Origin of the sequence: Streptomyces sp. NPDC093089, from assembly GCF_044754405.1 — a bacterium.
In the GTDB taxonomy this organism is placed as follows: Bacteria; Actinomycetota; Actinomycetes; order Streptomycetales; family Streptomycetaceae; genus Streptomyces.
In genome coordinates, this window is the sequence record NZ_JBIVPA010000001.1 from 575985 (window position 1) to 596540 (window position 20556).

The 20556-nt window shown below is 70.5% G+C and carries 21 protein-coding genes and 2 pseudogenes; 12 read left to right on the top strand and 11 right to left on the bottom strand.

Features of this window, described 5'->3' with window-relative positions; genetic code table 11:
• Positions 1-231: 231 nt before the first annotated feature.
• From ACIQFX_RS02740 to ACIQFX_RS02755, 4 genes and pseudogenes are all read right to left on the bottom strand, one after another.
• On the bottom strand, positions 232-1626 hold the full coding sequence (locus ACIQFX_RS02740; RefSeq protein WP_402458209.1) for a tyrosine-type recombinase/integrase: 1395 nt from the start codon (positions 1624-1626) through the stop codon (positions 232-234).
• Positions 1620-1823, bottom strand: coding sequence for a helix-turn-helix transcriptional regulator (locus tag ACIQFX_RS02745; protein WP_402458212.1), 204 nt, complete (start codon positions 1821-1823; stop codon positions 1620-1622). Before ACIQFX_RS02745 ends, ACIQFX_RS02740 begins: the two co-directional genes overlap by 7 nt.
• Positions 1814-2209, bottom strand: a pseudogene (locus ACIQFX_RS02750) (replication initiator); the annotation flags it as partial. The pseudogene ACIQFX_RS02750 and the gene ACIQFX_RS02745, both read right to left, overlap by 10 nt.
• 1113 nt (positions 2210-3322) lie before the next feature.
• Positions 3323-4075, bottom strand: coding sequence for a DnaB-like helicase N-terminal domain-containing protein (locus ACIQFX_RS02755; RefSeq protein WP_402458214.1), 753 nt, complete (start codon positions 4073-4075; stop codon positions 3323-3325).
• 157 nt (positions 4076-4232) lie between these two features.
• On the opposite strand from ACIQFX_RS02755, the gene ACIQFX_RS02760 reads away from it, so the two are divergent.
• The gene (locus ACIQFX_RS02760; RefSeq protein WP_402458216.1) at positions 4233-4379 is read left to right on the top strand and encodes a hypothetical protein; all 147 of its coding nucleotides are present in this window, start codon (positions 4233-4235) and stop codon (positions 4377-4379) included.
• Positions 4380-4505: 126 nt separating this feature from the next.
• On the opposite strand, the gene ACIQFX_RS02765 is transcribed toward ACIQFX_RS02760, so the two are convergent.
• From ACIQFX_RS02765 to ACIQFX_RS02780, 4 genes are all read right to left on the bottom strand, one after another.
• Positions 4506-5372, bottom strand: a complete 867-nt coding sequence (locus ACIQFX_RS02765; RefSeq protein WP_402458218.1) for a GNAT family N-acetyltransferase — start codon at positions 5370-5372, stop codon at positions 4506-4508.
• An 88-nt stretch (positions 5373-5460) separates the two neighbouring features.
• On the bottom strand, positions 5461-5625 hold the full coding sequence (locus ACIQFX_RS02770) for a hypothetical protein (protein WP_402458221.1): 165 nt from the start codon (positions 5623-5625) through the stop codon (positions 5461-5463).
• Positions 5622-6746: a radical SAM protein gene (locus ACIQFX_RS02775; protein WP_402458224.1), complete on the bottom strand. Its 1125-nt coding sequence runs from the start codon at positions 6744-6746 to the stop codon at positions 5622-5624. Before ACIQFX_RS02775 ends, ACIQFX_RS02770 begins: the two co-directional genes overlap by 4 nt.
• A 193-nt stretch (positions 6747-6939) precedes the next feature.
• Positions 6940-7269 (bottom strand): hypothetical protein, encoded by a 330-nt coding sequence (locus ACIQFX_RS02780; RefSeq protein WP_327163226.1) that lies wholly within the window; start codon positions 7267-7269, stop codon positions 6940-6942.
• Between the two features lie 322 nt (positions 7270-7591).
• Between ACIQFX_RS02780 and ACIQFX_RS02785 the strand changes: the two genes are divergently transcribed.
• Positions 7592-8938 carry a hypothetical protein gene (locus ACIQFX_RS02785; RefSeq protein ID WP_402458227.1) on the top strand — a complete coding sequence of 449 codons (1347 nt, stop codon included), beginning with the start codon at positions 7592-7594 and terminating at the stop codon, positions 8936-8938.
• Here ACIQFX_RS02785 and ACIQFX_RS02790 read toward each other — a convergent pair.
• A complete protein-coding gene (locus tag ACIQFX_RS02790) occupies positions 8916-9449 on the bottom strand; it encodes an NUDIX hydrolase (RefSeq protein ID WP_402458229.1) in 534 nt (177 codons plus the stop codon). The genes ACIQFX_RS02785 and ACIQFX_RS02790 overlap by 23 nt on opposite strands.
• 101 nt (positions 9450-9550) lie before the next feature.
• Between ACIQFX_RS02790 and ACIQFX_RS02795 the strand changes: the two genes are divergently transcribed.
• Positions 9551-10057 (top strand): hypothetical protein, encoded by a 507-nt coding sequence (locus ACIQFX_RS02795; protein WP_402458231.1) that lies wholly within the window; start codon positions 9551-9553, stop codon positions 10055-10057.
• 476 nt (positions 10058-10533) lie between these two features.
• Here the strand turns inward: ACIQFX_RS02795 and ACIQFX_RS02800 are convergent, their stop codons facing one another.
• On the bottom strand, positions 10534-11796 hold the full coding sequence (locus tag ACIQFX_RS02800) for a hypothetical protein (RefSeq protein WP_402458233.1): 1263 nt from the start codon (positions 11794-11796) through the stop codon (positions 10534-10536).
• A 488-nt stretch (positions 11797-12284) separates the two neighbouring features.
• Positions 12285-13067 carry a tetratricopeptide repeat protein gene (locus tag ACIQFX_RS02805; protein ID WP_402458235.1) on the bottom strand — a complete coding sequence of 261 codons (783 nt, stop codon included), beginning with the start codon at positions 13065-13067 and terminating at the stop codon, positions 12285-12287.
• Positions 13068-13282: 215 nt separating this feature from the next.
• Between ACIQFX_RS02805 and ACIQFX_RS02810 the strand changes: the two genes are divergently transcribed.
• The 9 genes and pseudogenes from ACIQFX_RS02810 to ACIQFX_RS02850 form a co-directional block, all read left to right on the top strand.
• Positions 13283-13498, top strand: a complete 216-nt coding sequence (locus tag ACIQFX_RS02810) for an antitoxin (RefSeq protein WP_402458237.1) — start codon at positions 13283-13285, stop codon at positions 13496-13498.
• Positions 13499-13718: 220 nt separating this feature from the next.
• Positions 13719-14240, top strand: coding sequence for an O-acetyl-ADP-ribose deacetylase (locus ACIQFX_RS02815; protein WP_402458239.1), 522 nt, complete (start codon positions 13719-13721; stop codon positions 14238-14240).
• A 476-nt stretch (positions 14241-14716) separates the two neighbouring features.
• On the top strand, positions 14717-15022 hold the full coding sequence (locus tag ACIQFX_RS02820) for a hypothetical protein (RefSeq protein ID WP_402458242.1): 306 nt from the start codon (positions 14717-14719) through the stop codon (positions 15020-15022).
• 215 nt (positions 15023-15237) lie between these two features.
• Entirely contained in the window at positions 15238-16479 is a 1242-nt protein-coding gene (locus ACIQFX_RS02825; RefSeq protein ID WP_402458244.1) for an acyl-CoA dehydrogenase family protein, read from the top strand.
• Positions 16476-17513, top strand: a complete 1038-nt coding sequence (locus tag ACIQFX_RS02830) for a bifunctional MaoC family dehydratase N-terminal/OB-fold nucleic acid binding domain-containing protein (RefSeq protein WP_402458247.1) — start codon at positions 16476-16478, stop codon at positions 17511-17513. The genes ACIQFX_RS02825 and ACIQFX_RS02830 overlap by 4 nt, the downstream gene beginning before the upstream one ends.
• 1 nt (position 17514) lies before the next feature.
• Positions 17515-18780, top strand: coding sequence for an acyl-CoA dehydrogenase family protein (locus ACIQFX_RS02835; RefSeq protein WP_402458249.1), 1266 nt, complete (start codon positions 17515-17517; stop codon positions 18778-18780).
• Positions 18777-19160: a MaoC family dehydratase gene (locus ACIQFX_RS02840; protein ID WP_402458252.1), complete on the top strand. Its 384-nt coding sequence runs from the start codon at positions 18777-18779 to the stop codon at positions 19158-19160. Before ACIQFX_RS02835 ends, ACIQFX_RS02840 begins: the two co-directional genes overlap by 4 nt.
• Positions 19157-20323, top strand: a complete 1167-nt coding sequence (locus tag ACIQFX_RS02845; protein ID WP_402458255.1) for a lipid-transfer protein — start codon at positions 19157-19159, stop codon at positions 20321-20323. The genes ACIQFX_RS02840 and ACIQFX_RS02845 overlap by 4 nt, the downstream gene beginning before the upstream one ends.
• A gap of 52 nt (positions 20324-20375) precedes the next feature.
• Positions 20376-20556 (top strand): annotated as a pseudogene (locus tag ACIQFX_RS02850) (hypothetical protein); the annotation flags it as partial.

Here is a 20556-nt window from a genome sequence, read left to right on the forward strand (position 1 = left end):
TGGCGTCTGTTTTCGGCCTCTTGGCGAGAGTGTGGACTGCTTATAGCAGAGTCAAGCGATTCTCATTGGCTGAATCTGGCTCTCGTGATCTTTCGCGGGAAATGGAAGGCGCCACAGACTTGACGAAGTGCGCAGAAAGAATTGCGGCAAAGTGGGAAGAGCTTCGCCGCAGGCATGGCGACCGTCTGCACCTCGGCAGGTGCCACCAGCGGCATCGGCTGTGGGTCGGACCTAATCGTGATCGGCGGTGTCCAGGGCCCGCTCGATCTGCTGGTTCGCGTGGTGCTGGTTGCGGCGGATGGCCTTCGCGTAGAAGCGGAACAGCACGGCGATGCTGTGGCCGGCGCGGCGGGCGACTTCGGCCGGGGAGACGCCGGACTCCAGCCAGAGGGAGACGCAGGCGGCGCGGAGGCCGTAAGGGACCTCGGCCAGAGGCGTCTCAAGCTCGTGGGGGGTGAGGACGACTTCGCGAGCGGCCTTCCAGATGTCGCCGTATTCCTTGGTGAGCAGGCCGCCGTTCCGGACAGCGCGGAAGAGCCGTCCGTCCTCGGCCGTGCCGAACTCCTTGATGTGGTCCCGGATCAGGCGGACGAGGACCGGGGGAATGGGCACCTCTCGTGTGGCCCGCCGAGCCCGCTTCTTGAGGCCGCGGGAGTCGTACGACTCACCCGAGTCGGTCCAACCGGAGCCGACGCGTGCCGAGCTCGACGACAGGACGACCTCGCCCCAACCTTCCTCGGGCAGCGTGAAGTCCGATGCCCGGAGGGTCACGGCCTCGCCGGGGCGGGTTGCCGCGTAGTAGATGCACCCGAAGTACGCCTTGAGGTGCCGTCCTCGAACTCCTTGTTCGCCCACGGCATCGATCAGCTTCCGGGCCAGAGCCGGGCCGGGCACGTAGCGGAAGTCGATCTCGTCGTCCGTGTCGGGCGGCGTCCAGTCCACCTTGGCCAGGGGCAGCGACGGCAGGCGTTCCAACTCGACGGCGTAACGCAGGCAGTTACTGAATACGGGCACCTTGCGGTTTACCGTGTTGTCCGCCGCAGCGGTGCCGTCCATCTTGCGGGCCAGCGCGTCCAGAGCGGACCGCACGACGGCCGGTGTGTTCAACGCTGAGATGTCCACGGACTTGCGGCCGATCCAGTCGAGGGCCGACGAGATGGCTCCGGGCGCTTCCTCGGCTTCGACGCGGGCCACGAGTGCGCCGTCCTGGTCGAGGACGAGCCGGAAGGCCCAGGAGTAGAGCGCAGCGCGGAGGACCCGAGGAGTGGGAGTCCCGCGACTGTCCTTGACCAGGCGGGGTGTGACCGTGGCCAAGGCGTCCGCGATGCTCGCGCGGTGCTTGGCCGAGGCGTTCGGCCACTTCATCGCCACGTACTCCCGGGCGTGGGCGTACCAGGTGGGGTACTGGGCAGCCAGTACTTCGGAGGCCGGCAGGCCGGTCTCGGTGTCGAACTGCTCGCGATTGCGCAGCGCGGTGAGCAGTTCGGAACGTCGCCCGTCTGCCTGGGCCTTGAGCTTGTAGCTCTTGGAGAACGGCTGGGCACCGACCCGCCAGCGCAGCTGGTAGGCGGCGGCGCGGTCGGGGCGCTTGCGGATGCCCCAGATCTTCACGTCGTACGTCAGCACGTCGGCACCTCGCAGCTGTCGAACCACGCGTCGAGGTCGGCCCGGCGGATGCGGATCTGTCCGTTGGGGAGCTTGAGGCAGCGGGGGGCGTTCCCGCGAGCGCGAAGCCGGTAGAAGGCGGCCCGCGACATGCGCAGCTCGGTCAGCGCCTCTACGAGGGTCAGCATGCGGGTGGTCGGTGCGGCGGTCACTGCCATACCTCCCCTTCGGTCTTGGCCCGTTCCTTGTCAGCGCGGGCCTGGTCGATGTCGTGGCGGGTCTGGGCGGCGAGGAGTTCCTCGCCGGGGCGGTAGCCGGAGGCGAGATAGGCCCAGGAGGACTCGGTGACGAGCACGGTGTCCGGGCCGGGGGCGGGTTGGCCGACGCGGGTGCGGGCTGCGTCGGCCTGGGCGAGGCGCCAGGCGCGGCGGACGTCGCGCAGGGCTCCGAGGGTGGTGGAGTAGGCGCGGGACTTGGTGGAGAAGTGGCCCCGGAAGCCGAGCATGTGGGCCCACTTGCAGAGCTTGAGGTCCGCGAACTCGGGCAGGCCGCCGAGGTCCCAGGCAGTGCGGATCATCTGCCGGACGTGCCGGTGGACGGGCAGGGCGGACCCCCTCCGGCGCTTGCACCCGTTCCGCCATGACCGTCTCCTTTCGTGCACTCGGACCGGTTTGGCCCTCTCGCCTGCTACAGGTGGGGAAAACGGCCTCGGTGTGACACTCCGCCCATGTGGTGCGCGTCACGATCAACTCCCCCTCGCGGGCCTGGCTCCCTGGTCCGTGCTGACAAGGATCCGGAGAATCCCCGGTTTGGCTAACCGGCGATCGTCGGCTATGTTCACCGGCCCGCAATCCCGGATCACGTATAGAGGTGCCAGAGCCGCCCTCCGTGTGACCTTGCAAGTGGTGGCCTGGGTCACGCCTCCCGCGCTCGCGGGAATAAGCCTCTGCCCTCAACGCAAGCCGCGCAAAGTCGATAAAACGGAAATCTCCCCCAAACGGTCATTTCGCGGCCCTTCAGCTGTGGATAGCACGACGAGATGAGAGCCAATCCCGGTTCGCCTGTGGATAGTTTTCGTCGATTCCACGAACAGGCCCAAGCGGAAGCGGGTTACTCTGCGATTCAGCTGATAAACGGCGCAAAGCATGGCAAAGCAGCCCACTCCTACCGGCCGAGGCGGCCGAAGGGGTGAGCTGTCCAAAGTTTCTTTACTGGATCAAGGCGGCCCGCTGGCGCGGGCCGCGCGGCGCGGCGGCCCCAGGCCGCCGCTGGCTCCATGTCTCCGCCAACGCCCGCGACGGCCCCCGCCCACTCGCGCCGCAAAGCCCGAGAAGCGGGCAGACAGAACCGTGAAGAACCCTGACGGCCGCCCCATGGCGGGCACGGCCGACAGGGGCGGGGTGCATGCAAGTCCGCATCAGTCATAGCGGATTGCCGTTCAACCAACTGTGGCTGGGGCGGCCGGCCTCCACGGCTTTACCCACCTGTTCGGGCCGGGGCCCGCGTCGGGCAAGTCCAGGGGGCCACTCGTTCAAATTCCGGGCAGGGGCAAAGCCTGCCCGAGTTGCCGGGCCAGCGTACGGCCCCCTGAACATGCCCGACCCCAACCCGAACAGGACACCGGCCAAAGCCGCTCCGGCCGACCGCGGGGTTTGGTGCGGCCGACTGGTCGCTGGCGCCTGCCACCCCGATCACGCCATCGTGACGGGCGTGTCAGCTAGGTTTGCTGCGGGTGCATCCGATGCGGATGTAGTTCAGGCACCCGTTCGTGCTCCCTGAGACCTTGATCGGCCTCTGAGTGTGGGCTAAGGAGCGATGCCAAACGTTCCCGGCGCGCAACGGCGGTGTCTCGAACCTTCCGGGCGTTCAGCGAAGCGAACTCCGGGATGCTCAGACCTGCCTCGTACGCCCCCTTCATGGCCGCTCTCAAGCATTCGTACAGGTACTCCTCCCCACCACACAGCTCAAGTTGCCCTCGCCGTTCGAGCTCCGCAGCGACATGCGGCACGCTGGTTGACATTCCTGCCTTGTGAAGGTCGACCAAGACCTGATAGATCAGCCCGTTGTTGGCGGCCACAACTGGCCTGGCACGGAACGATTGAGGGATGTAGCCCGAAGCCGGTCCATCCACTTGCTCACCTGTGCGTGGCGCGGGGATGGAAGCCATCGGCGTATGGGAGTCGTGTGCCTCGTCCCAGAGCTCCTTGAAGCGGACAATCTCTGTGTCCGCGTCGAGACGTGGACGCACCTGGACGGCCAGTTGCTCAACAACGACCTCGACTACGCCCCACGAAGGGAGAAGCGGCTTGATGAAGGCGTGGTGAATTTTCGTGTGGCTGACGACCTTCCCCACAGCCAAGTAGAGATTGCGGGCCGATGGGTAGCCGGCTTTCCCATGGAGCGCATGGAGCTCGTGCTTGAAGGTCCGCAGGGGACCTTCGGGAAGATCCGGCATCTGCCAGCGCGCCATCCGGCTGCTCCCATCTCTACGCTCAGGACTGCCAGCATGGTGTCACGTAGCGTCACGCCTTGTCAGGAACTGTCAGAAATCGCGAGCAACTGTAAGGGCACGTCAATGAGGGGATGACGGCCTCAATGCTGGTCCTAAATCGCCTATCGGAGGATTGATGGACCAGTTCAGCTCACGCACTCTTCTGCTTGCTCTTGTTGGCACTGCCACCGTGTATCTGGCGCTTCTCAGCCCTCAGTTGGGAGCAGCAATCGGCGCGGCCGTTGCGCTCGTAGCGCTTCTCCGCGACCTGTCGAAGAAGTGACCCGGCTGGTGTTGGTGCCCGCAGGGTCCGTTGCTGGCACGAGCAGGGAGCTTGCGGCCGCGGTGCAGGACGCCAGGAAACGACCGTAGTCGGCGCTGTCGATGGCGCCCTTCGAGGCTTGCGAGGTTACGCCGGTGTGGTGTGGGTGAAGCCGAGAGAGGTGAGTCCTTCGGACTGGCACAGCCGGTCGGAGGCGCCGCCGACCTCGGTCTGGAGGAGCTGGTAGGCGGCGCCGTGAGACTGACCCCAGTGCATCGCTGCCCGCCACAGGACGCGGCCCAGGCCCTGTCCTCGGGTCTCGGGCAGGACGGCGAAGTACTGGGGCATGAGCTGGGGGCAGCCAAGCGCGTCGAGGCGGACTTCCATGGGGCCGATCGCCCCCACGATGCGGTCCTCGACGGCGGCGGCGAGAACCGGGCCGCACCGGCCGGCCTGCATCTGTGCGTGGAGGAAGGCCAGGCCATCGCCCGCCATGGCCTCGGCGAACGGAGCGAAGGTCTCCTGCACGACGGCCGGCCAGTCGGTGATGGGGCGGACCAGACTGCCCGGGTCGGGGCATGACCCGGCGGTGAAGTCCTTCAGCTGGATGCGGGTGCCGCGCGGGCGTGCGCTCTCGGGGCCGAGGGGGCGTACGACCCGGGCGTTGACCACGTCGTGCGCGGCGGCGAGCTTGGCGGCCAGCTCGGCGGCCTCATCCGTGACGCTGTTACGGAGCCCGTAGGCGAAGACCTTCACGGTGCCGCGTCCACGTTGGGTCAGGGTGGGGATGAGGGTGTGCTCAGGTTGGTGGACCACGTCGCTGCGTAGGACTCTCTCGTCCTTCTTGCCGCCCCAGCGCCGGTCCTTGTCGTACGGAAGGAAGTCTCCGGTATCGGCCGCTCGCAGGGTGTCCTCGAACATGCCGACGGTCAGGGCGTCGGGGTGGACGGGGCCGAGAGTCGGCACGATCGGCGCGGTCAGTACGGGCCGGAGCCAGTCCCAGCGGAAGAACATGACCGGCACCCTAGCGGTGAGCCGGTCAGGGCTCAGGCCCCGACGCGAGTACGCCGGGGCCTGAACGGAGTTGACCGGATCATGTCGGTCAGTGGGGGTTGTCGTCCCCGGCGTCGCAGGAGCACTCCGCGCTCTCCACGATCACGTCGAGGTCCTGGACCGCGGTGATCGACGCGGTCGCGACGGGCGGGGCCGCGCGGCGGGCCGAGGCCGGCGGGCCGGGGAGGATGGTCACCGATACGGGCGGGGTCATGAGGCGTTCTCCTTGTCTCCGTGCTGGCAGTAGCTGTGCAGCGGCGCCTTGGCCTCCTGGTAGTGCTTGGCCAGGGGGCGGCAGACCCGGCAGGTGCCGGACAGGGCGCAGCCCTCGCACCCACCGGTGCGAAGCATGAGGCGGTCGGCGATGGCGCCGAGCCGGGTGAGGCCGTCGATGCCTTCGGTCATGAGGTCGATCTGGTCGTCGCGGCCGACCTTGCAGATCGAGACCTTGGCGTGGGGGTCGGCGTGGAAGAAGGTGTGTCCCGCGTTGCAGCCGGCGAACGGCTTGCGTTGCCGCAGGTGGGCGGCGGACTGGGCGAGCAGCGGCTCTCCGCCGCCGTAGATCGTGGGCGTCATGTTCGTGTACGCGTGGTTCTCGACGTTCCACTCGTCGGCGAGGGCGGCCATCTCGTCGGCCTCGGAGGCGTTGTCCTCGGTCACCACGACGTTGATGCGCAGCGGCAGGCCAGCCTCGCGTGCGGCGTCCATGCCGCGCCGGAACGCCTTCCAGGCCCCGCGGCGCTGGGTGAGCGTGTCGAAGGACTCCTCGCTCGCCCCGTACATGCTGACCACCAGGCGGTAAGGCGGGCAGTCGCGGAAGAGCTTGAGGAGGTCCGGCCGCCAGAGCAGCGAGCCGTTGGTGGAGATGGTGAGCATCATCCCGGCCTGCCAGGCGTACCGGTAGGCGCCCTGGAAGTGGGGATCCATGGTGGGCTCGCCACCGGTGATCTGGAGCCAGAGGACGCCGGACTCGCGCATGATGTCGAGCAGTCGCACCTTGTCGTCCCAGCCGAGGCCGGAGAAGGGCCGCTCGCCGAGGTAGCAGTGCTTGCAGCCGAAGTTGCAGCCGAGGTTGATCTCCCAGGACGCCCGGCAGTAGCCGTACGGGGACGGCTCGCGCACCAGGACGGTGCCCTGCGCGGTCTGGCCGTCCAGGTCGATGCCCCACACGTCGGCGGCGGTCTGCACCGCCCAGGCGGGAAGCGACTCACCGCCGGTGGTGGCCTGGCGCAGGCCCTCGAAGTGGTCGGCGGAGATTCGGGCGCCGGCCCTTGCTCCCGGCTTGAGGAGAAGGTACCCGTCGAGGAACGGGGAGGCGATCAGAGCGTGGGCCATCGGTGGCCCTCCTTTCGGATCACGGAGCGGGACAGCGCATGGGACTCCTGGCGGCTGGCGCGGCAGTGGATCTCGCCCAGCCCGTTACAGGTGCCGCAGGTCTTGCCGGACGAGTTGGCGCCGCTGCCACCGCAGTCCCCGCACCGTTCGTTGCGAGGCGAGCGAGAGCGCCGGGTCTTGGGCGGGCTCGCGATCAGTTGGTGCACGCGACCTCCTCCAGGGCGTCTTCCCAGGTGTGCTGTTTGGCGTGGTCGGCGAACAGACAGCAGCCCTCACCGTCAGGACCCGGGGCGGCCACCGGGCAGTCCGGCAGTACGACAAGTTCCGCCTCGTCCGTCCCGTGCCAGCGGAGCCACAGCGCGGTCCCGTACGCGTCGGCGTCGGTGAGGAGACCGAAGTGCTCACCCTCGTCGTGCGCGGACAGCTGGCACTGCACCGCCCTGTCGATGTACGTGGCGGCCGACTTCTCCCGTGCTTCCCTTGCCAGGTCGAGGGGCACCCGGCGCCAGTGCGCGCAACGCATCACGACACCATCCGGAAGGACGCGACGGCATTCCGTTCCTGCTGCGAGCACCGGGGGCAGACGCACGGCGGGTAGCGTCCCGGGTTCTCCGGGACCACCGGGTCCTCGCCCACGCGTACCTCCGTGAGAGGTCCCCACGTCTGGCCGGAGTCGCGGGAGACCCGCAACGTCATCCGTACGTCGTCCTGTCCGTTCGCCATGCCAGGAGCATCGCGATCCGCGGGACCGGCCAGAAAGGCCAAGCGGATTACCCAACTTGGGTAACATCACCCTCGGTTGACCAAGTGCAGCGATCCGTAGTCCTCATGCCGGAGCGTGCCCGATGCCCGAGCCATCTCGCTCGAAGGAACTCCCGGTCAGCCTGCTCACGGACCCAGTGATGATCGATGCATGCCAGGCCAGAGACTTCGGCCGCATCTTCCAGCTGATCAGGGCACGAGCAGGCATCTATCCGTCGATGATCGCGCGCCGCTGCGACCTGACCCCGAGCCGCGTGGGCGAGGTGATCGCCGGACGGCGGCAGTTGCTGCACATGGACGTGATCGAACGGATCTCGGACGGATTACGCATCCCCGGACACATGCTCGGACTTGCCCGACGCTCCTGGGAGACGCCGCCCAGCCTGACGGTCACACCCCGCGAACCGGCCGAGGTACCGGCCTCAGCCGTCGAACCGCTTGCCGCCGGACTGCCAGGGGCGGACGTTGACAGCATCCTCGCCCTGGCGGCCGAGCGGGATCTCAGCGCGTCGACGCTGGACGCGTTGCACTCGACGATCGCCGACTACTGGCGCCGGGACGACGAGCACGGCGGCGAGACCTTACGGCCGGCGGTCGTCGGCCAGCTCCGCTACGTCGTCGATCTCCTCAAGGAGCAGCGTCCGGATCCTCTGCGGGACGGCCTGCACAGCATCGCGGCCGAGCTGGCCCGGCTCACCGGATGGACCTACTTCGACGCCCGCCAGTACAACCAGGCACGCGCCTACTTCACCGAATCCCTCGGTCTGGCCAAGGCCATTGACGACCGCCAGTTCATGGCCAACGTCCTCGCCTGCATGAGCCTCCAGGCGACCTACCAGGACAAGCCCGGCGACGCCCTCGCACTCGTCACGGCCGCCCAGGACCAGGCCCGAGCGGCCGCGGGGACGACACCGCGGGTACTGGCCATGCTTGCGATGCGCGAAGCCTTCGCCCACGCCACCCTCGGCAACCACGGCGCGACCCACACCGCGATCTCGGAAGCCCACACCCAGTTCGGACGGATCGGCACCGGCGATCCGGACCCGGCCTGGGTCGCCTACTTCGACGAACCGAAGCTGATCGTGGACACCGGCATCGCGCACGGCCGCCTGGGCGAAGCCGCCCTCGCCGAACCTCTCATCGCGGATGCTCTGCGCCGAGAACACCAGACGAACCACCGAGGCCGCGCCTTCCACGCTTTCTGGCTCGCCCGCACCCAGCTCCAGCGCGGCAAACTCGACGAGGCGTGCCACACGGCCATGGACGCCCTGGCCCCGGCGGCGGCCGTCAGCTCGCAACGAGTCGCCGGCCACCTCCGGGAGTTCTACGAGCAACTGGAGCCCTTCCGCGGCGAACCGGCCGCGGTGGCATTCGAGGCCCGGCTCCGTGAAGTGCTGCCCCGCCAGGTCAGCGGATCGCCTCGTCCATGAGGACGTAGAGCACCCCGACGAGGGAGCCGCTGCTGACGATCTCGCGCCGGTCGATCATGCCCCGCACCTCGGCCAGCGGGATCCACTCGATCCGGTCCGACTCGTTCTTCTCGGTTGGCGGGCCTTCGTACATCGCCCCGTCAGCCCGGAAGACGTGGTGCTGGGAGTCGGTGATGCCGTTGGCCGGCTCGGCGTAGATCAGCGGCTTGATCGGGCCGGGGCGCCAGCCGGTCTCCTCCAGCACCTCACGGGCTGCTGCGTCTGCAGGTGTCTCGCCCTCCTCGACCAGGCCCATGGGCAGCTCCCACGCCCAGGCGTCCGTGATGAAGCGGTGCCGCCACATCATCAGCACCTCGCGGCGATCGTTGACGACGGCGGCCACGGCCAGGTGCCGGAGCTTGACGACGTGGTGCTCCCAGCGGTTCCCGTCCGGCGTTTCGACGTCGGTGAGCCACAGGTTCACCCAGCTGTTCTCGTAGATCGGACGTTCCCCGTGGATCTTCCACTGCATCGCTGCGGCCCCTCTCGATCGGCCTCCAGCATCGCAGAGAGGGGGATGGTCAGGGCGGGGTTCGGCCAGGAGTCATGTCAGGGTGACGAATAGGGGCGGCGATGTCAGTGGCCGCTGTTAGCGTCCGGCCGTTCTCGAAGAACTGTGTGGGGAGGGGTCGGCATATGGGCGCGTCAGGGTGGGACTACTCGGTGCCGCATCAAGAGGATCTTGTCGGGGCGTTCGATGCGCTGCGGCAGAAGGTCTTCGAGGAGCGGGAGTACTACTGGGGGCCGGGCGGTGACTGGCGGCCGGAGGAAGAACGGCTGCCGTGGCCCGAGACCGAGGAGGAGCTGTGGGAGCACGAGCTCGTGCAGCACGACGGGACTCACTCGATTCTCGACATCTTCCAGATCATCGGACCGGACGAGGAGCCGGATTACTCCACGATGAAACAGGTGACCGAAGAAGAGGCGCTGCGTGTCCTGGGCACGCGGAAGCTGACTCGGGCGCACGTGCCGAGGTTCGAGGAGTTCGATTACTGGCGTTGGTACGGGCGGTGCGCCGTACTTCATGACGACCAGGGGGAACCGCGGGAGATCTACTTCTGGGGCTTCTCCGGCGACTGAGTCGGCCCAGTGGACCAGGTGTGGACCGCCAGAGGCGGTGATGGGCCCGGATGGCGGGGAACGAGCAGGTCAGGCACGCCAGAGACGCTTCCTGCAGCACTCTCTTGAAAACCGTCGTGGCGCGAGTCACCGTGGGTTCAAATCCCACACCCACCGCCGGCCGGAACGGCCCCTGACCAGGTAACCGGGTCGGGGGCCGTTCTCCTGGGCCTCGCCCTGGCGGTGAACTTCCGGGGCGTCCCTGCGCGGCTGCCCGATCGGCAGTGGGGCCGCCGGTCGGGCTACTTCGCCTCGTGCGACTTCCAGCGGGCCATCGGCGCGGTGCTCGCTCTCGGGGGAGGCTGGAGGATCGTGGCGACCGGTTGGCGGCTTGCGACGGGCTGAGGCCCACCCACCGCAGACGAACGGCCCCTGACCGGATGGAACGGTCAGGGGCCGTCGGCGTTCCCGGGGCCGTGGTGAGGGGAGCCGGTGGGTCAGGGGTGGCTGCGGGCCTGGGGGTCGTTCAGGCAGAGGGCGATGTTGCGGACCGCCGCGGTGAGTTCCTCGATCACCCGGGCCGCCTGCTCCGCGTTGTGGAAGACCGGTCGGTCCGTGAGGGAGCGGCTCAGCTCCTCCGCGGCCCGGACGGCGGGGCCGGCGTCCCCGGCGGCTACGGGAGGGGCCGCGGGCACGGGCGCCGCGCTCTGAGGGGGAGGCGGAGGCGGAGGGGCGGAGGGGTATGACTCGGGCTCCGCCCGGTAGCCGCCGAAGGACGGCGAGAAGGTGCCGGAGCCGACGGCCAGGGAGGTGCGCGCCTCCTCCCGGATGTGCGGGGCCGCGAAGTGGTTCTGTTCGTGCTGAGGGGGCGCGAAGTGGTTCTGCTCGTGCTGAGGGACCGCGAAGTGATCCTGTACGTGCTGGGGAACCGGGCCCTGCACGTGCTGGGAGACCTGAGCCCGGTCGTGCTGCGGGAGCGGGAGCGGGGCCGGGGCCTTCCCGTGCTGGCGGGCCCGTGGCAGGGCCAGGTGGTCGAAGCCCGGGAACGCCGGCGTGGTCGGGTGCGCGGTGGGCTGGGGGTACTCGCTCTGCCACTGCGCGCGGTAGTACTCCACCTGGTCCTCGCAGGAGGAGCGGGAGTGGAAGACCGCGGTGTCGTCGCCGAGGTCCGGGTACCAGAGGTTGGGGCCGGGGAAACGTACGGTCCGCATGCGGGGCTTGATCTGCTCGGCGCACCCCATGCAGCAGCCCTCGGGCACGATGAGCGGGATGCCGCCGCTCTGCTCCGGACGCCGGGGGCCGCCCTCCGGGCCGTACTCCCCGTGGTGGCAGGGCGGCAGTTCGCCGCAGGCCCGGCAGACGGCGTAGTGCTCGGGGAGGACCTGCCAGTCCAGGCTGGCGGGGGCGCACCAGTGCTTCACCGCCGACCGGGGCAGGTTCTCGTCGCGCAGCACGAGCACCACCGGTCGCCTGTAGAACTCGGCGCGATCGGGGGCCGGTTTGAGCGCCTGGTTCTCGGCCCGCCGCAGTTCGTTGGCGTGCCACCACAGCTCCACGTGGTCGCGCCATGCCTTCTCATAGGATTTCGGCCATGAGTTGTCGGGGTAACCGGTGATCTCCAGGACACGCCACGCCCGCCGGTCCAGCACGACGATGGAGCCGGCCCGGAGCCGCAGATGTGTTCCCTTGCCGTCCTCGTCCGGCCAGTTGTGACGGCCGATGAGAGTGGGCTGGTCCGGGAGCCACCTGCGAATCTGCATGACACGCTCCTAGGCGACGAAACCTCGTAGTTTCAACTGGGGCAGTAGGTGACATTCTGAACAATCTAGGCGTCGGCTCGGGGTTAGACACGCACACGGCGCTGATCGATTGAGGGCCGGAAACGCCTTCTGAACCGGGCATTTCGCTTCTCCCGCCCGACGGGATCCGGAGGCGCGCGTCCCCACCCGACACCCACTCGTACGCGTGACGCCGCTTCCACCGTCGTCAGCCCGTACGTATGCATCATCCCGTGCGGTGGCCGCCGGGTGCTCCGGACAGGGGTTTCCCGGTCCGGAGAGGTGGTAAAGCGGCCGTCCTTCCGCGGACGGGGCCGGTAGGGCCCGGGAACCGCGGAGACGGGGAGGGGGGTGGGCATCGCAGCGGGCGTGGGTCGTTGCCCGGCTTTCACCGCCCGGCCTTTGCCGCCCGGCCTTCAACGCTCGGGGTTCCGGCAGGGGTTCCGGCCGGCGGTCGGTGAACTCCCGGTTCAGTTGCCGTCGATGCGGGTGAGGAGGGCCTCGGCTTGGGTGGTGCGGATGTCGGCCGGGCCGAAGGCGGTCAGGCAGGCGTCGTGGACGGAGGCGGCGAGCGGGCGGGCCTCGGCGTCACGGCCGAGGCCGTGGAGGGCGGTGGCCGTGGCGAGGTCGGCGGCGCCGGTCTCCGGGCCGCGGTGCTCCGGGGGCAGGGCGCGGTGGATCTCGTCGGCGCGTTCCGCCTCGGCGAGGGCCTCCTCGTGGCGGCCCTGGGCGTTGAGGCTGGTGGTCAGGGAGAGTTGGACGATCAGGGTGAACTGGTCCGTGCGGTTGTAGGCGGAGAGGAAGTCGCGCGTCAGCTCCTCGACCGCCCGGTAGTCGCCCAGCGCGCTGAGGGCCGCGATCTGGCTGTTGAGGGCGGCCACCAGGACGTACGGCGTCTCCGGCGTCCGGTTGCTCATCGCGAGGTGCATGACCTCCGTGCACTCCGCCTTGCACTCCTCGTGCCGGCCGAGCAGGTTCAGTGCCTGGGCGCGGTCGGTGCGCAGCTTCAGGGTCATCGTGTGCTCGGGGCCGAAGACCTTGTCGAAGTCCGGCAGCAGCGCGTCGTAGAGGGCGAGTGCCTCGGTGTTGCGGCCCAGGGCGCTGACCGAGAGCGCGGCCATGCCCAGCGCCATCGGCGCGTACGGCTCGTCGTGCGGCCGCTCCTGTGCCGCGGCGACGGAGCGGGCCCCGGCCTCGGCCTCGGCATAGCGCCCGGCCTGGTAGAGGGCTCTGACCTCGGCTAACGCGTTCATCGTCCGCAGTCCGGCTTCGTGTGGGTCGCGCGATCCAAAGGGCGTCATGCCCAGAGCATACGAACGCCACGTACGTCCGTTCGGAGAAGTCCGGAGAAGTCCGGACGGTCGGAGAAGGGTGCGGGGCTTCGGGGTGGGACGGACGGCATCAGCGGATGCGGATTGCGTGGGGTGCCGTGATGCTGGAGGGGCTGGAACCGCGCTAGGAGGCCAGGATGTCCATGTTGGACAAGCTCAAGGGAATGCTGAAGGGTCACGAGGAGCAGGCGTCCCAGGGCATCGACAAGGCCGGCGACTTCGTCGACCAGAAGACCCAGGGCAAGTACAGCAGCCACGTCGACACCGCCCAGGACAAGCTCAAGGAGCAGCTGGGACGCACCGACCCGGGTCAGGGGCAGGCTCAGGGGCAGGACAGGCCGCCCCAGCAGTAGGATCGCGCCGGTCCCGCCGCCGCGGTGCCGGCCGGTAGGTCCGTACGTCGGACGGTGAAGAGGCGCCCCGGGTTCTTCCGGGGCGCCCCTTCCGGGTTGTGCGGCGCCCCTTCCGGGTTGTGCGGCGGCCCGTCAGGGGCGCGCGGCGGGAAATCCGGTCGCCGGGGCGCGTCCCAGGGGCTTGAATCCGGCGGGGGACGACCGGAGGAAGGGGCTCATCGTGGTGCGCATCGTGCTGGTTCAGGGGGACATCACCGCGGAGGCGGCGGACGCCGTGGTCAACGCCGCGAACTCCTCGCTGCTCGGCGGCGGCGGGGTCGACGGCGCCATCCACCGGAAGGGCGGCCCGGAGATCCTCGCCGCCTGCCAGGACCTGCGCCGCTCGCACTACGGCAAGGGCCTGCCGACCGGGCGGGCCGTGGCGACCACGGCGGGGCGCCTGCCGGCCCGCCACGTGATCCACACGGTGGGACCGGTCTGGTCGCGGGACGAGGACCGCTCGGACCTGCTGGCCTCCTGCTACCGCGAGTCCCTCCGGGTGGCCGACGAGCTCGGGGACCGCACCGTCGCGTTCCCGGCGATCTCCACCGGCATCTACGGCTGGCCGATGGACGACGGCGCCCGGATCGCCGTGGAGACGGTGCGGGCGGCCCGTACCGAGGTGGAGGAAGTGCGCTTCGTGCTGTTCGACGCGCCCGCGTACGCGGCTTTCGAGGCGGCGGTGGGGGACGCGGGCGTGTAGACCGCGCCGACGCGGGCGGGTGGATCGTCCCCACGGGCGGGTGGATCGTCCCCTCGCGGGCGCGTAGATCGTGTTCCGGGCGCGGACCCGCTTCGAACGCCTTCCCCTCCATGGCTCGTGTGCTCGATCGCCCGGTACGGGAGACGCGCCGGGGCGTCCGCGTCAGGGCGGCGGTCGGCGGAGAAGGTGCCGGAACGCTTCCTCCCTTGCGGCGCACCGGCCGTGCTCGCAACGACCCCGCTTCACCGCGGTGAGCTGCGGCTTTCGTCGGACTGCCGGGGTTTATCTGCTTGTCCTCACGCTTGCGGGGGAATCAGTCGCTCCGGGGTGGTTCGCCGGGGATTCGGTGGGCAACTCTGGATTCGCGACGTCGAGCAGAAAACGACCGGGGTGGTGGGCCAACTGCCTTGGACATGGCCGTACTTCAGAGCAGTTCCGTGCAACAGCACCAGTTTTCAGTTCTCGGAGGAACACACATGGCAAGCATCCGTACCGCCCGCATCCTCGCCGCTGCCGCCGCCCTGCCCCTCGCCGCCGCGCTCTTCACGGGGGTGGCCCAGGCCGACAACGGCGGTTTCGCGGACGACGGATCGAACACCAGCGTCGCCTCGATCATCGGGAGCGGTGTGGGTGGGGACAACCACGGCAACTCGACCACCACGCAGCAGGTGGCGACCGGTTCCGGTGCCTCCAACCAGAACAACACCGCGAGCGTGAACGGCTCCGCCTTCACCCACATCTCCCAGGCCAACAACGTGGTGAACTTCAACCCGTGGTGGTGACCAGCAGCACGGGAGCCGGCCCGACGGGGGGCGTGACCGCGGTGTGAACGACGGCCTGTGCGGCGGTGCTTCGGTGCCGGCGCGCGGGCCGTCGCGCTGTCGTGTGCGGGCGCGGGGCGGTTTCGGGGCCGGGTGCGGGCGTCGTCGACCTTGACAGGGGTCCTGGATCTGACGGACAGTCAGAAACCTCAGTCGTCCCACGGGAGGCCGTCGCCGTGCACCTCGCCCCGACCGAGCGGCAGCTGCGGCTGCGCGCCGAACTCCGCGCGTACTTCCGGGAGCTGATGCCCGACGGCCCGCCGCCCCCCGACGACTCCGGTGCCCAGCGCCGGCTGCTCCGCCGCATCGGCGCCGACGGGCTGCTCGGCCTCGGCTGGCCCGAGGAGTACGGCGGGCAGGGGCGCGGCCCGGACGAGCAGTTCGTGTTCTTCGACGAGGCGTACCGCGCGGGCGCCCCCGTCTCGATGGTCACCCTCAACACCGTCGGACCGACCCTGATGGCGTACGGCACCGAGCAGCAGAAGGCCTTCTTCCTGCCCCGGATCCTGCGCGGCGAGACGGTCTTCGCCATCGGCTACAGCGAGCCCGAGGCGGGTACGGACCTCGCCTCCCTCCGCACCCGGGCGGTGCGGGACCCGGCCCCCGCGGGGGGCGGTGCTGCGGGCGGGAGTCCCACGGAGGCGGGCGCGGCGGGCGGGAGCCCCGCGGGCGACGGCTCCTGGGTGATCGACGGGCAGAAGATCTTCACCTCCAACGCCCAGAACGCCGACTGGATCTGGCTCGCCTGCCGCACCGATCCCGACGCGCCCCCGCACCGGGGCATCTCCATCGTCCTGGTGCCCACCGACGCCCCCGGCTTCTCGTGGACCCCCATCGCGACCGTGGGCGGGCTGACGACGACCGCCACGTACTACGACGGGATCCGGGTGCCCGCGGGCAACCTCGTCGGGCCCGAGCACGGCGGCTGGGGGCTCATCACCAGCCAGCTGAACCACGAGCGGGTCGCGCTCGCCGCGATCGGCATGCAGGCGGAGGACTTCTTCGGCGCCGTGCTCGACCGGGCGCGTACCCCCGACCCGGTGACGGGAAGGCGTCGCATTGACGAGCCGTGGATCCGGATCCGAGCCGCCGAAGCGCACGCCCGGCTGGCGGCGACACGCCTGCTGAACTGGCGTTTGGTGGGGGACGTGGGGGCCGGCCGACTGGCCCCGGGCGACGCGAGCGGAGTGAAGTTCGCGGGAACCGAATCGGCGGTGGAGGTGTATCGAATATGTCAGGAGATCGCGGGCGGGGCGGGGACGGTGCGGGCGGGATCGCCGGGGGAGTTCGACGGCGGTGAGCTGGAGCGCATGAACCGCGCCGCGCAGATCAACACCTTCGGGGGAGGGGTGAGCGAGGTGCAGCGCGAGATCGTCGCGAGGATGCGGCTCGGCATGAAGGGGAGGGGGCGGCGATGAGCGGGGCGGAGCGGACGGCGGACGGGCTGTACGAGCTGCTCGCCGCGTACGAGGGCCGACCGGCCGCCGTCGGGGGCACCGGCAAGGATCCGGTCAACCTGCCCATGATCAGGCACTGGTGCGAGGCCATGGGCGACGCCCACCCCGCCTACCGGGGTCCGGAGGCCGTCGCTCCGCCGACCATGCTCCAGGCGTGGACGATGGGCGGCCTCTCCGGGCACACCGACCGCTCCGGCCCGTACGACGAGCTGCTCGCCCTCCTCGACGGCGCCGGCTACACCTCGGTCGTCGCGACGGACTGCGAGCAGGAGTACCTGCGGCCCCTGCGGCCCGGCGACGAGATCACCTTCGACGCCGTCATCGAGTCCGTGTCGCCGCGCAAGACCACCAAGCTCGGCACCGGGCACTTCGTGACGACGCGGATGGACGTACGAGCCGGCGGCACCCTCGCCGGCACCCACCGCTTCCGCATCCTCAAGTACGCCCCCGCCGGCCGCGGCGCCACAGGCACCGGAACCGGGACGGAGGCCGCGACCGGCACGGACGCCCGGACCGGCAGCAGCGCCGCCTTCGGCACCGACACCGGCACCGGTGGCGGGACCGGCGCCGGGTCCGAGGGCGAGCGGCCGAAGGCCCGGCGCCCGCGTCCCGTCGTCAACCGGGACAACGCCGGGTTCTGGGAGGCCGTGGCCGCGCACAAGCTGCTCGTCCAGCGCTGCGGCGACTGCGCGGCCCTCCGCTTCCCCTGGCTTCCGGGGTGCGCCGACTGCGGCTCGCGGGAGTGGGACACGGTCGAGGCGAGCGGCGCCGGGCGGGTCTTCTCGTACGTGGTGATGCACCACCCGTCCTTCCCGGCCTTCGACCCGCCCTACGCGGTGGGGCTGATCGAACTCGCCGAGGGCGTGCGGATGATCAGCAACGTGGTGGGAGTGCCGTACGACAAGGTGCGGATCGGGATGCCGGTGCGGCTGGAGTTCCTGCGGGTCGACGAGGAGCTGGAGCTCCCCGTCTTCCGCGCGGGAGGGGAGGACTGACATGGACTTCACCCCCACCGAGGAGCAGGAGGCCGCCCGTGAGCTGGCCGGCCGGATCTTCGGCGACCTCGCCACCCACGAACGGCTCAGGACCGCCGGCACCGGCACCGACGCCGAGCTCTGGAAGGCCCTCTGCGCGGCCGGTCTCCCCGGCGCCGTCGAGGACACCGGCCTCCTCGGCCTCGTCCTCCTCCTGGAGGAACAGGGCCGCGTCACCGCCCAGGTCCCGTTCGCCGCGACCTGCGTGTACGGGATCCTCGCCGTCACCCGGCACGGCACCCGGGAGCAGCGCGCCCGCCTCCTCCCCGGCCTCCGCGACGGCACGACGGTGGTGACGGGCGCCCTCCCGGCCGCCGGCACGGTCACCTCCCGCGACGATGCGGCCCACGGGCGGGCCGCTGGGGTCGCGGCCCCGACCGGTGGGGAGCCGGCCGGAGTCGTGGCCCCGACCGATGAAGAGCCCGGTGGAGCAGTGGCCGGCGGCGGGCGGCTCAGCGGGGTCGTGGAATGGGTGCCGTGGCTCGGGGACGCCACCCACGTCCTCGTCCCCGACCAGGACCACGCCCTGTGGCTGGTCCGCACGGAGGACGCGGCCGCCGTCGAGGCCGTCGAGCTCACCGCGCCCTGGTCGGCCGGCCGACTCGTCCTGGCGGGGACGCCCGGCGAGCGGCTCGGCGGGCCGGGGACGGGACCGGGACTCGCGGGACCTGCCGGGCAGTCGGCGGCATCCGGCGGGCAGTCGGCGGCGTCAGGCGAGCAGCAGGCGGCGCCCGGCGAGCGGCTCGGCGGGCCCGGAGCGGCGGCGGCCCGCACGGCCTACGCGGACGTGCTCGCCGCCGCGCGGATCGCCTTCGCCGGGCTGCAGGCGGGGGTGTGTGCCGGGTCGTTGGCGAGAGCGGTGGCGTACACGTCGGTGCGGGAGCAGTTCGGCCGGCCGCTGGCCACGCACCAGGCGGTGCAACTGAGGGCCGCCGACGCCCATATGGACACCGAGGCCATCCGCGTCACGGCCTACGAGGCGGCCTGGCGGTTCGACGAGGGCCTGGACGCGGAGGAGGCGGCCCTGACCGCCGCCTGGTGGGCGTCCGAGGCGGGGAAGCGGGTCGTGCACGCCGGACAGCACCTGCACGGCGGCATGGGCGCGGACCTCGACCACCCCGTCCACCGCCACTTCCTGTGGGGCCGGCAGCTGGACGCCTATCTGGGCTGCGGCACCGAACTCCTCGCCGAACTCGGCGACCTGCTCGCGAAGGGAGACCCGTCATGAAGCCCGGGGACGAACTGCCGCCGCTGCGGATCCCGATCACCCGCACCCTGATCGTCGCCGGGGCCGTCGCCTCCCGCGACTACCAGGACGTGCACCACGACGCCGAACTGGCCCGGGAGAAGGGCTCCCCGGACATCTTCATGAACATCCTGACCACCAACGGACTCGTCGGCCGGTACGTCACCGACCACTTCGGCCCCCGGGCCGTCCTCCGCAGGGTCGCCATCCGGCTCGGCGCCCCCAACCACCCCGGGGACACCATGGTCCTGACCGGCACGGTCACCGAGGTGGACGGGGACACGGTCGACGTCAGGGTCGTCGGGGCGAACGGGCTCGGACACCACGTCACCGGGACGGTCACCGTGGAGGTCGGACGATGAGCCTCCGCACCAGGGACGAGCTGGGCGGCCGAGCGGCCGTCGTGGGCATCGGGGCCACCGAGTTCTCCAAGGACTCCGGCCGCAGCGAACTCTCCCTCGCCGTCGAGGCGGTGCGGGCGGCCCTCGACGACGCCGGGCTCACCCCCGCCGACGTCGACGGCCTGGTCACCTTCACCATGGACACCAATCCCGAGATCACCGTCGCCCAGGCGTCCGGCATAGGCGAGCTGTCGTTCTTCTCCCGCGTGCACTACGGCGGCGGGGCGGCCTGCGCCACCGTGCAGCAGGCCGCGCTCGCCGTCGCGTCCGGGGTGGCCGAGGTCGTCGTCTGCTACCGGGCGTTCAACGAGCGCTCGGGCCGCCGCTTCGGCTCCGGCGTCCAGCAGCGCGAGCCCTCCGCCGAGGGCGCGGCCCTCGGCTGGCAGCTGCCCTTCGGGCTGCTCACCCCGGCCTCCTGGGTCGCCATGGCCGCCCAGCGGTACCTGCACACCTACGGGCTGACCCCGGACGCCTTCGGCCACGTCGCCGTCACCGACCGGCGGTACGCGGCCCGCAACCCCGCCGCCCACTTCCACGGGAAGCCGATCACCCTCGCCGACCACGCCGCCTCGCGCTGGATCGTCGAGCCGCTCCGGCTCCTCGACTGCTGCCAGGAGACCGACGGCGGCCAGGCGATCGTCGTCACCTCCGTCGAGCGCGCCCGCGACCTGCGGAACCCGCCCGCCGTGATCCTCGCGGCGGCGCAGGGCGCCGGACGCCGGCAGGAGGCCATGACCAGCTTCTACCGGGACGACCTGTCGGGGCTGCCGGAGACGGGCGTGGTCGCCCGGCAGCTGTGGCGGACGTCGGGCCTCGCGCCGACCGACATCGACGTGGGCATCCTCTACGACCACTTCACCCCGTTCGTGCTGATGCAACTGGAGGAGTTCGGCTTCTGCGGGCCCGGCGAGGCGGCCGACTTCGTCGCGGCCGACGCCCTCCCGCTGAACACCCACGGCGGCCAGCTCGGCGAGGCCTACCTCCACGGCATGAACGGCATAGCGGAGGCCGTGCGCCAGGTGCGCGGCACCTCCGTCAACCAGATACCCGGCGCGGCCCGGACACTCGTCACGGCGGGCACCGGTGTTCCCACGTCCGGGTTGATCCTGGGCACGGACGGCTGAGGCGACGGGCCCAGCGGTGGCCGGGCGGCGCGTGCGGTCCTTCACTCGCGCCATGAGCACAAGCGCCCACCCCCCTGCCGCACCCGAACCCGACTCCGTACGCGCACCCGAGCCCGACCTCGTACGCGGACCCGATCCCGTACGCGCACCCGAGCCCGACCTCGTACGCGGACCCGATCCCGTACGCGCACCCGAGCCCGACCTCGTACGCGGACCCGATCCCGTACGCGCAC

Excerpts from the sequence above, each read along its gene's own strand:
- ACIQFX_RS02745 (WP_402458212.1), bottom strand. The coding sequence starts at position 1,823 with ATGGCAGTGACCGCCGCACCGACCACCCGCATGCTGACCCTCGTAGAG.
- ACIQFX_RS02755 (WP_402458214.1), bottom strand. The coding sequence starts at position 4,075 with ATGGCGCGCTGGCAGATGCCGGATCTTCCCGAAGGTCCCCTGCGGACC.
- ACIQFX_RS02760 (WP_402458216.1), top strand. The coding sequence starts at position 4,233 with ATGGACCAGTTCAGCTCACGCACTCTTCTGCTTGCTCTTGTTGGCACT.
- ACIQFX_RS02765 (WP_402458218.1), bottom strand. The coding sequence starts at position 5,372 with ATGTTCTTCCGCTGGGACTGGCTCCGGCCCGTACTGACCGCGCCGATC.
- ACIQFX_RS02770 (WP_402458221.1), bottom strand. The coding sequence starts at position 5,625 with ATGACCCCGCCCGTATCGGTGACCATCCTCCCCGGCCCGCCGGCCTCG.
- ACIQFX_RS02775 (WP_402458224.1), bottom strand. The coding sequence starts at position 6,746 with ATGGCCCACGCTCTGATCGCCTCCCCGTTCCTCGACGGGTACCTTCTC.
- ACIQFX_RS02780 (WP_327163226.1), bottom strand. The coding sequence starts at position 7,269 with ATGCGTTGCGCGCACTGGCGCCGGGTGCCCCTCGACCTGGCAAGGGAA.
- ACIQFX_RS02785 (WP_402458227.1), top strand. The coding sequence starts at position 7,592 with ATGCCCGAGCCATCTCGCTCGAAGGAACTCCCGGTCAGCCTGCTCACG.
- ACIQFX_RS02790 (WP_402458229.1), bottom strand. The coding sequence starts at position 9,449 with ATGCAGTGGAAGATCCACGGGGAACGTCCGATCTACGAGAACAGCTGG.
- ACIQFX_RS02795 (WP_402458231.1), top strand. The coding sequence starts at position 9,551 with ATGTCAGTGGCCGCTGTTAGCGTCCGGCCGTTCTCGAAGAACTGTGTG.
- ACIQFX_RS02800 (WP_402458233.1), bottom strand. The coding sequence starts at position 11,796 with ATGCAGATTCGCAGGTGGCTCCCGGACCAGCCCACTCTCATCGGCCGT.
- ACIQFX_RS02805 (WP_402458235.1), bottom strand. The coding sequence starts at position 13,067 with ATGAACGCGTTAGCCGAGGTCAGAGCCCTCTACCAGGCCGGGCGCTAT.
- ACIQFX_RS02810 (WP_402458237.1), top strand. The coding sequence starts at position 13,283 with ATGTCCATGTTGGACAAGCTCAAGGGAATGCTGAAGGGTCACGAGGAG.
- ACIQFX_RS02820 (WP_402458242.1), top strand. The coding sequence starts at position 14,717 with ATGGCAAGCATCCGTACCGCCCGCATCCTCGCCGCTGCCGCCGCCCTG.
- ACIQFX_RS02830 (WP_402458247.1), top strand. The coding sequence starts at position 16,476 with ATGAGCGGGGCGGAGCGGACGGCGGACGGGCTGTACGAGCTGCTCGCC.
- ACIQFX_RS02835 (WP_402458249.1), top strand. The coding sequence starts at position 17,515 with ATGGACTTCACCCCCACCGAGGAGCAGGAGGCCGCCCGTGAGCTGGCC.
- ACIQFX_RS02840 (WP_402458252.1), top strand. The coding sequence starts at position 18,777 with ATGAAGCCCGGGGACGAACTGCCGCCGCTGCGGATCCCGATCACCCGC.
- ACIQFX_RS02845 (WP_402458255.1), top strand. The coding sequence starts at position 19,157 with ATGAGCCTCCGCACCAGGGACGAGCTGGGCGGCCGAGCGGCCGTCGTG.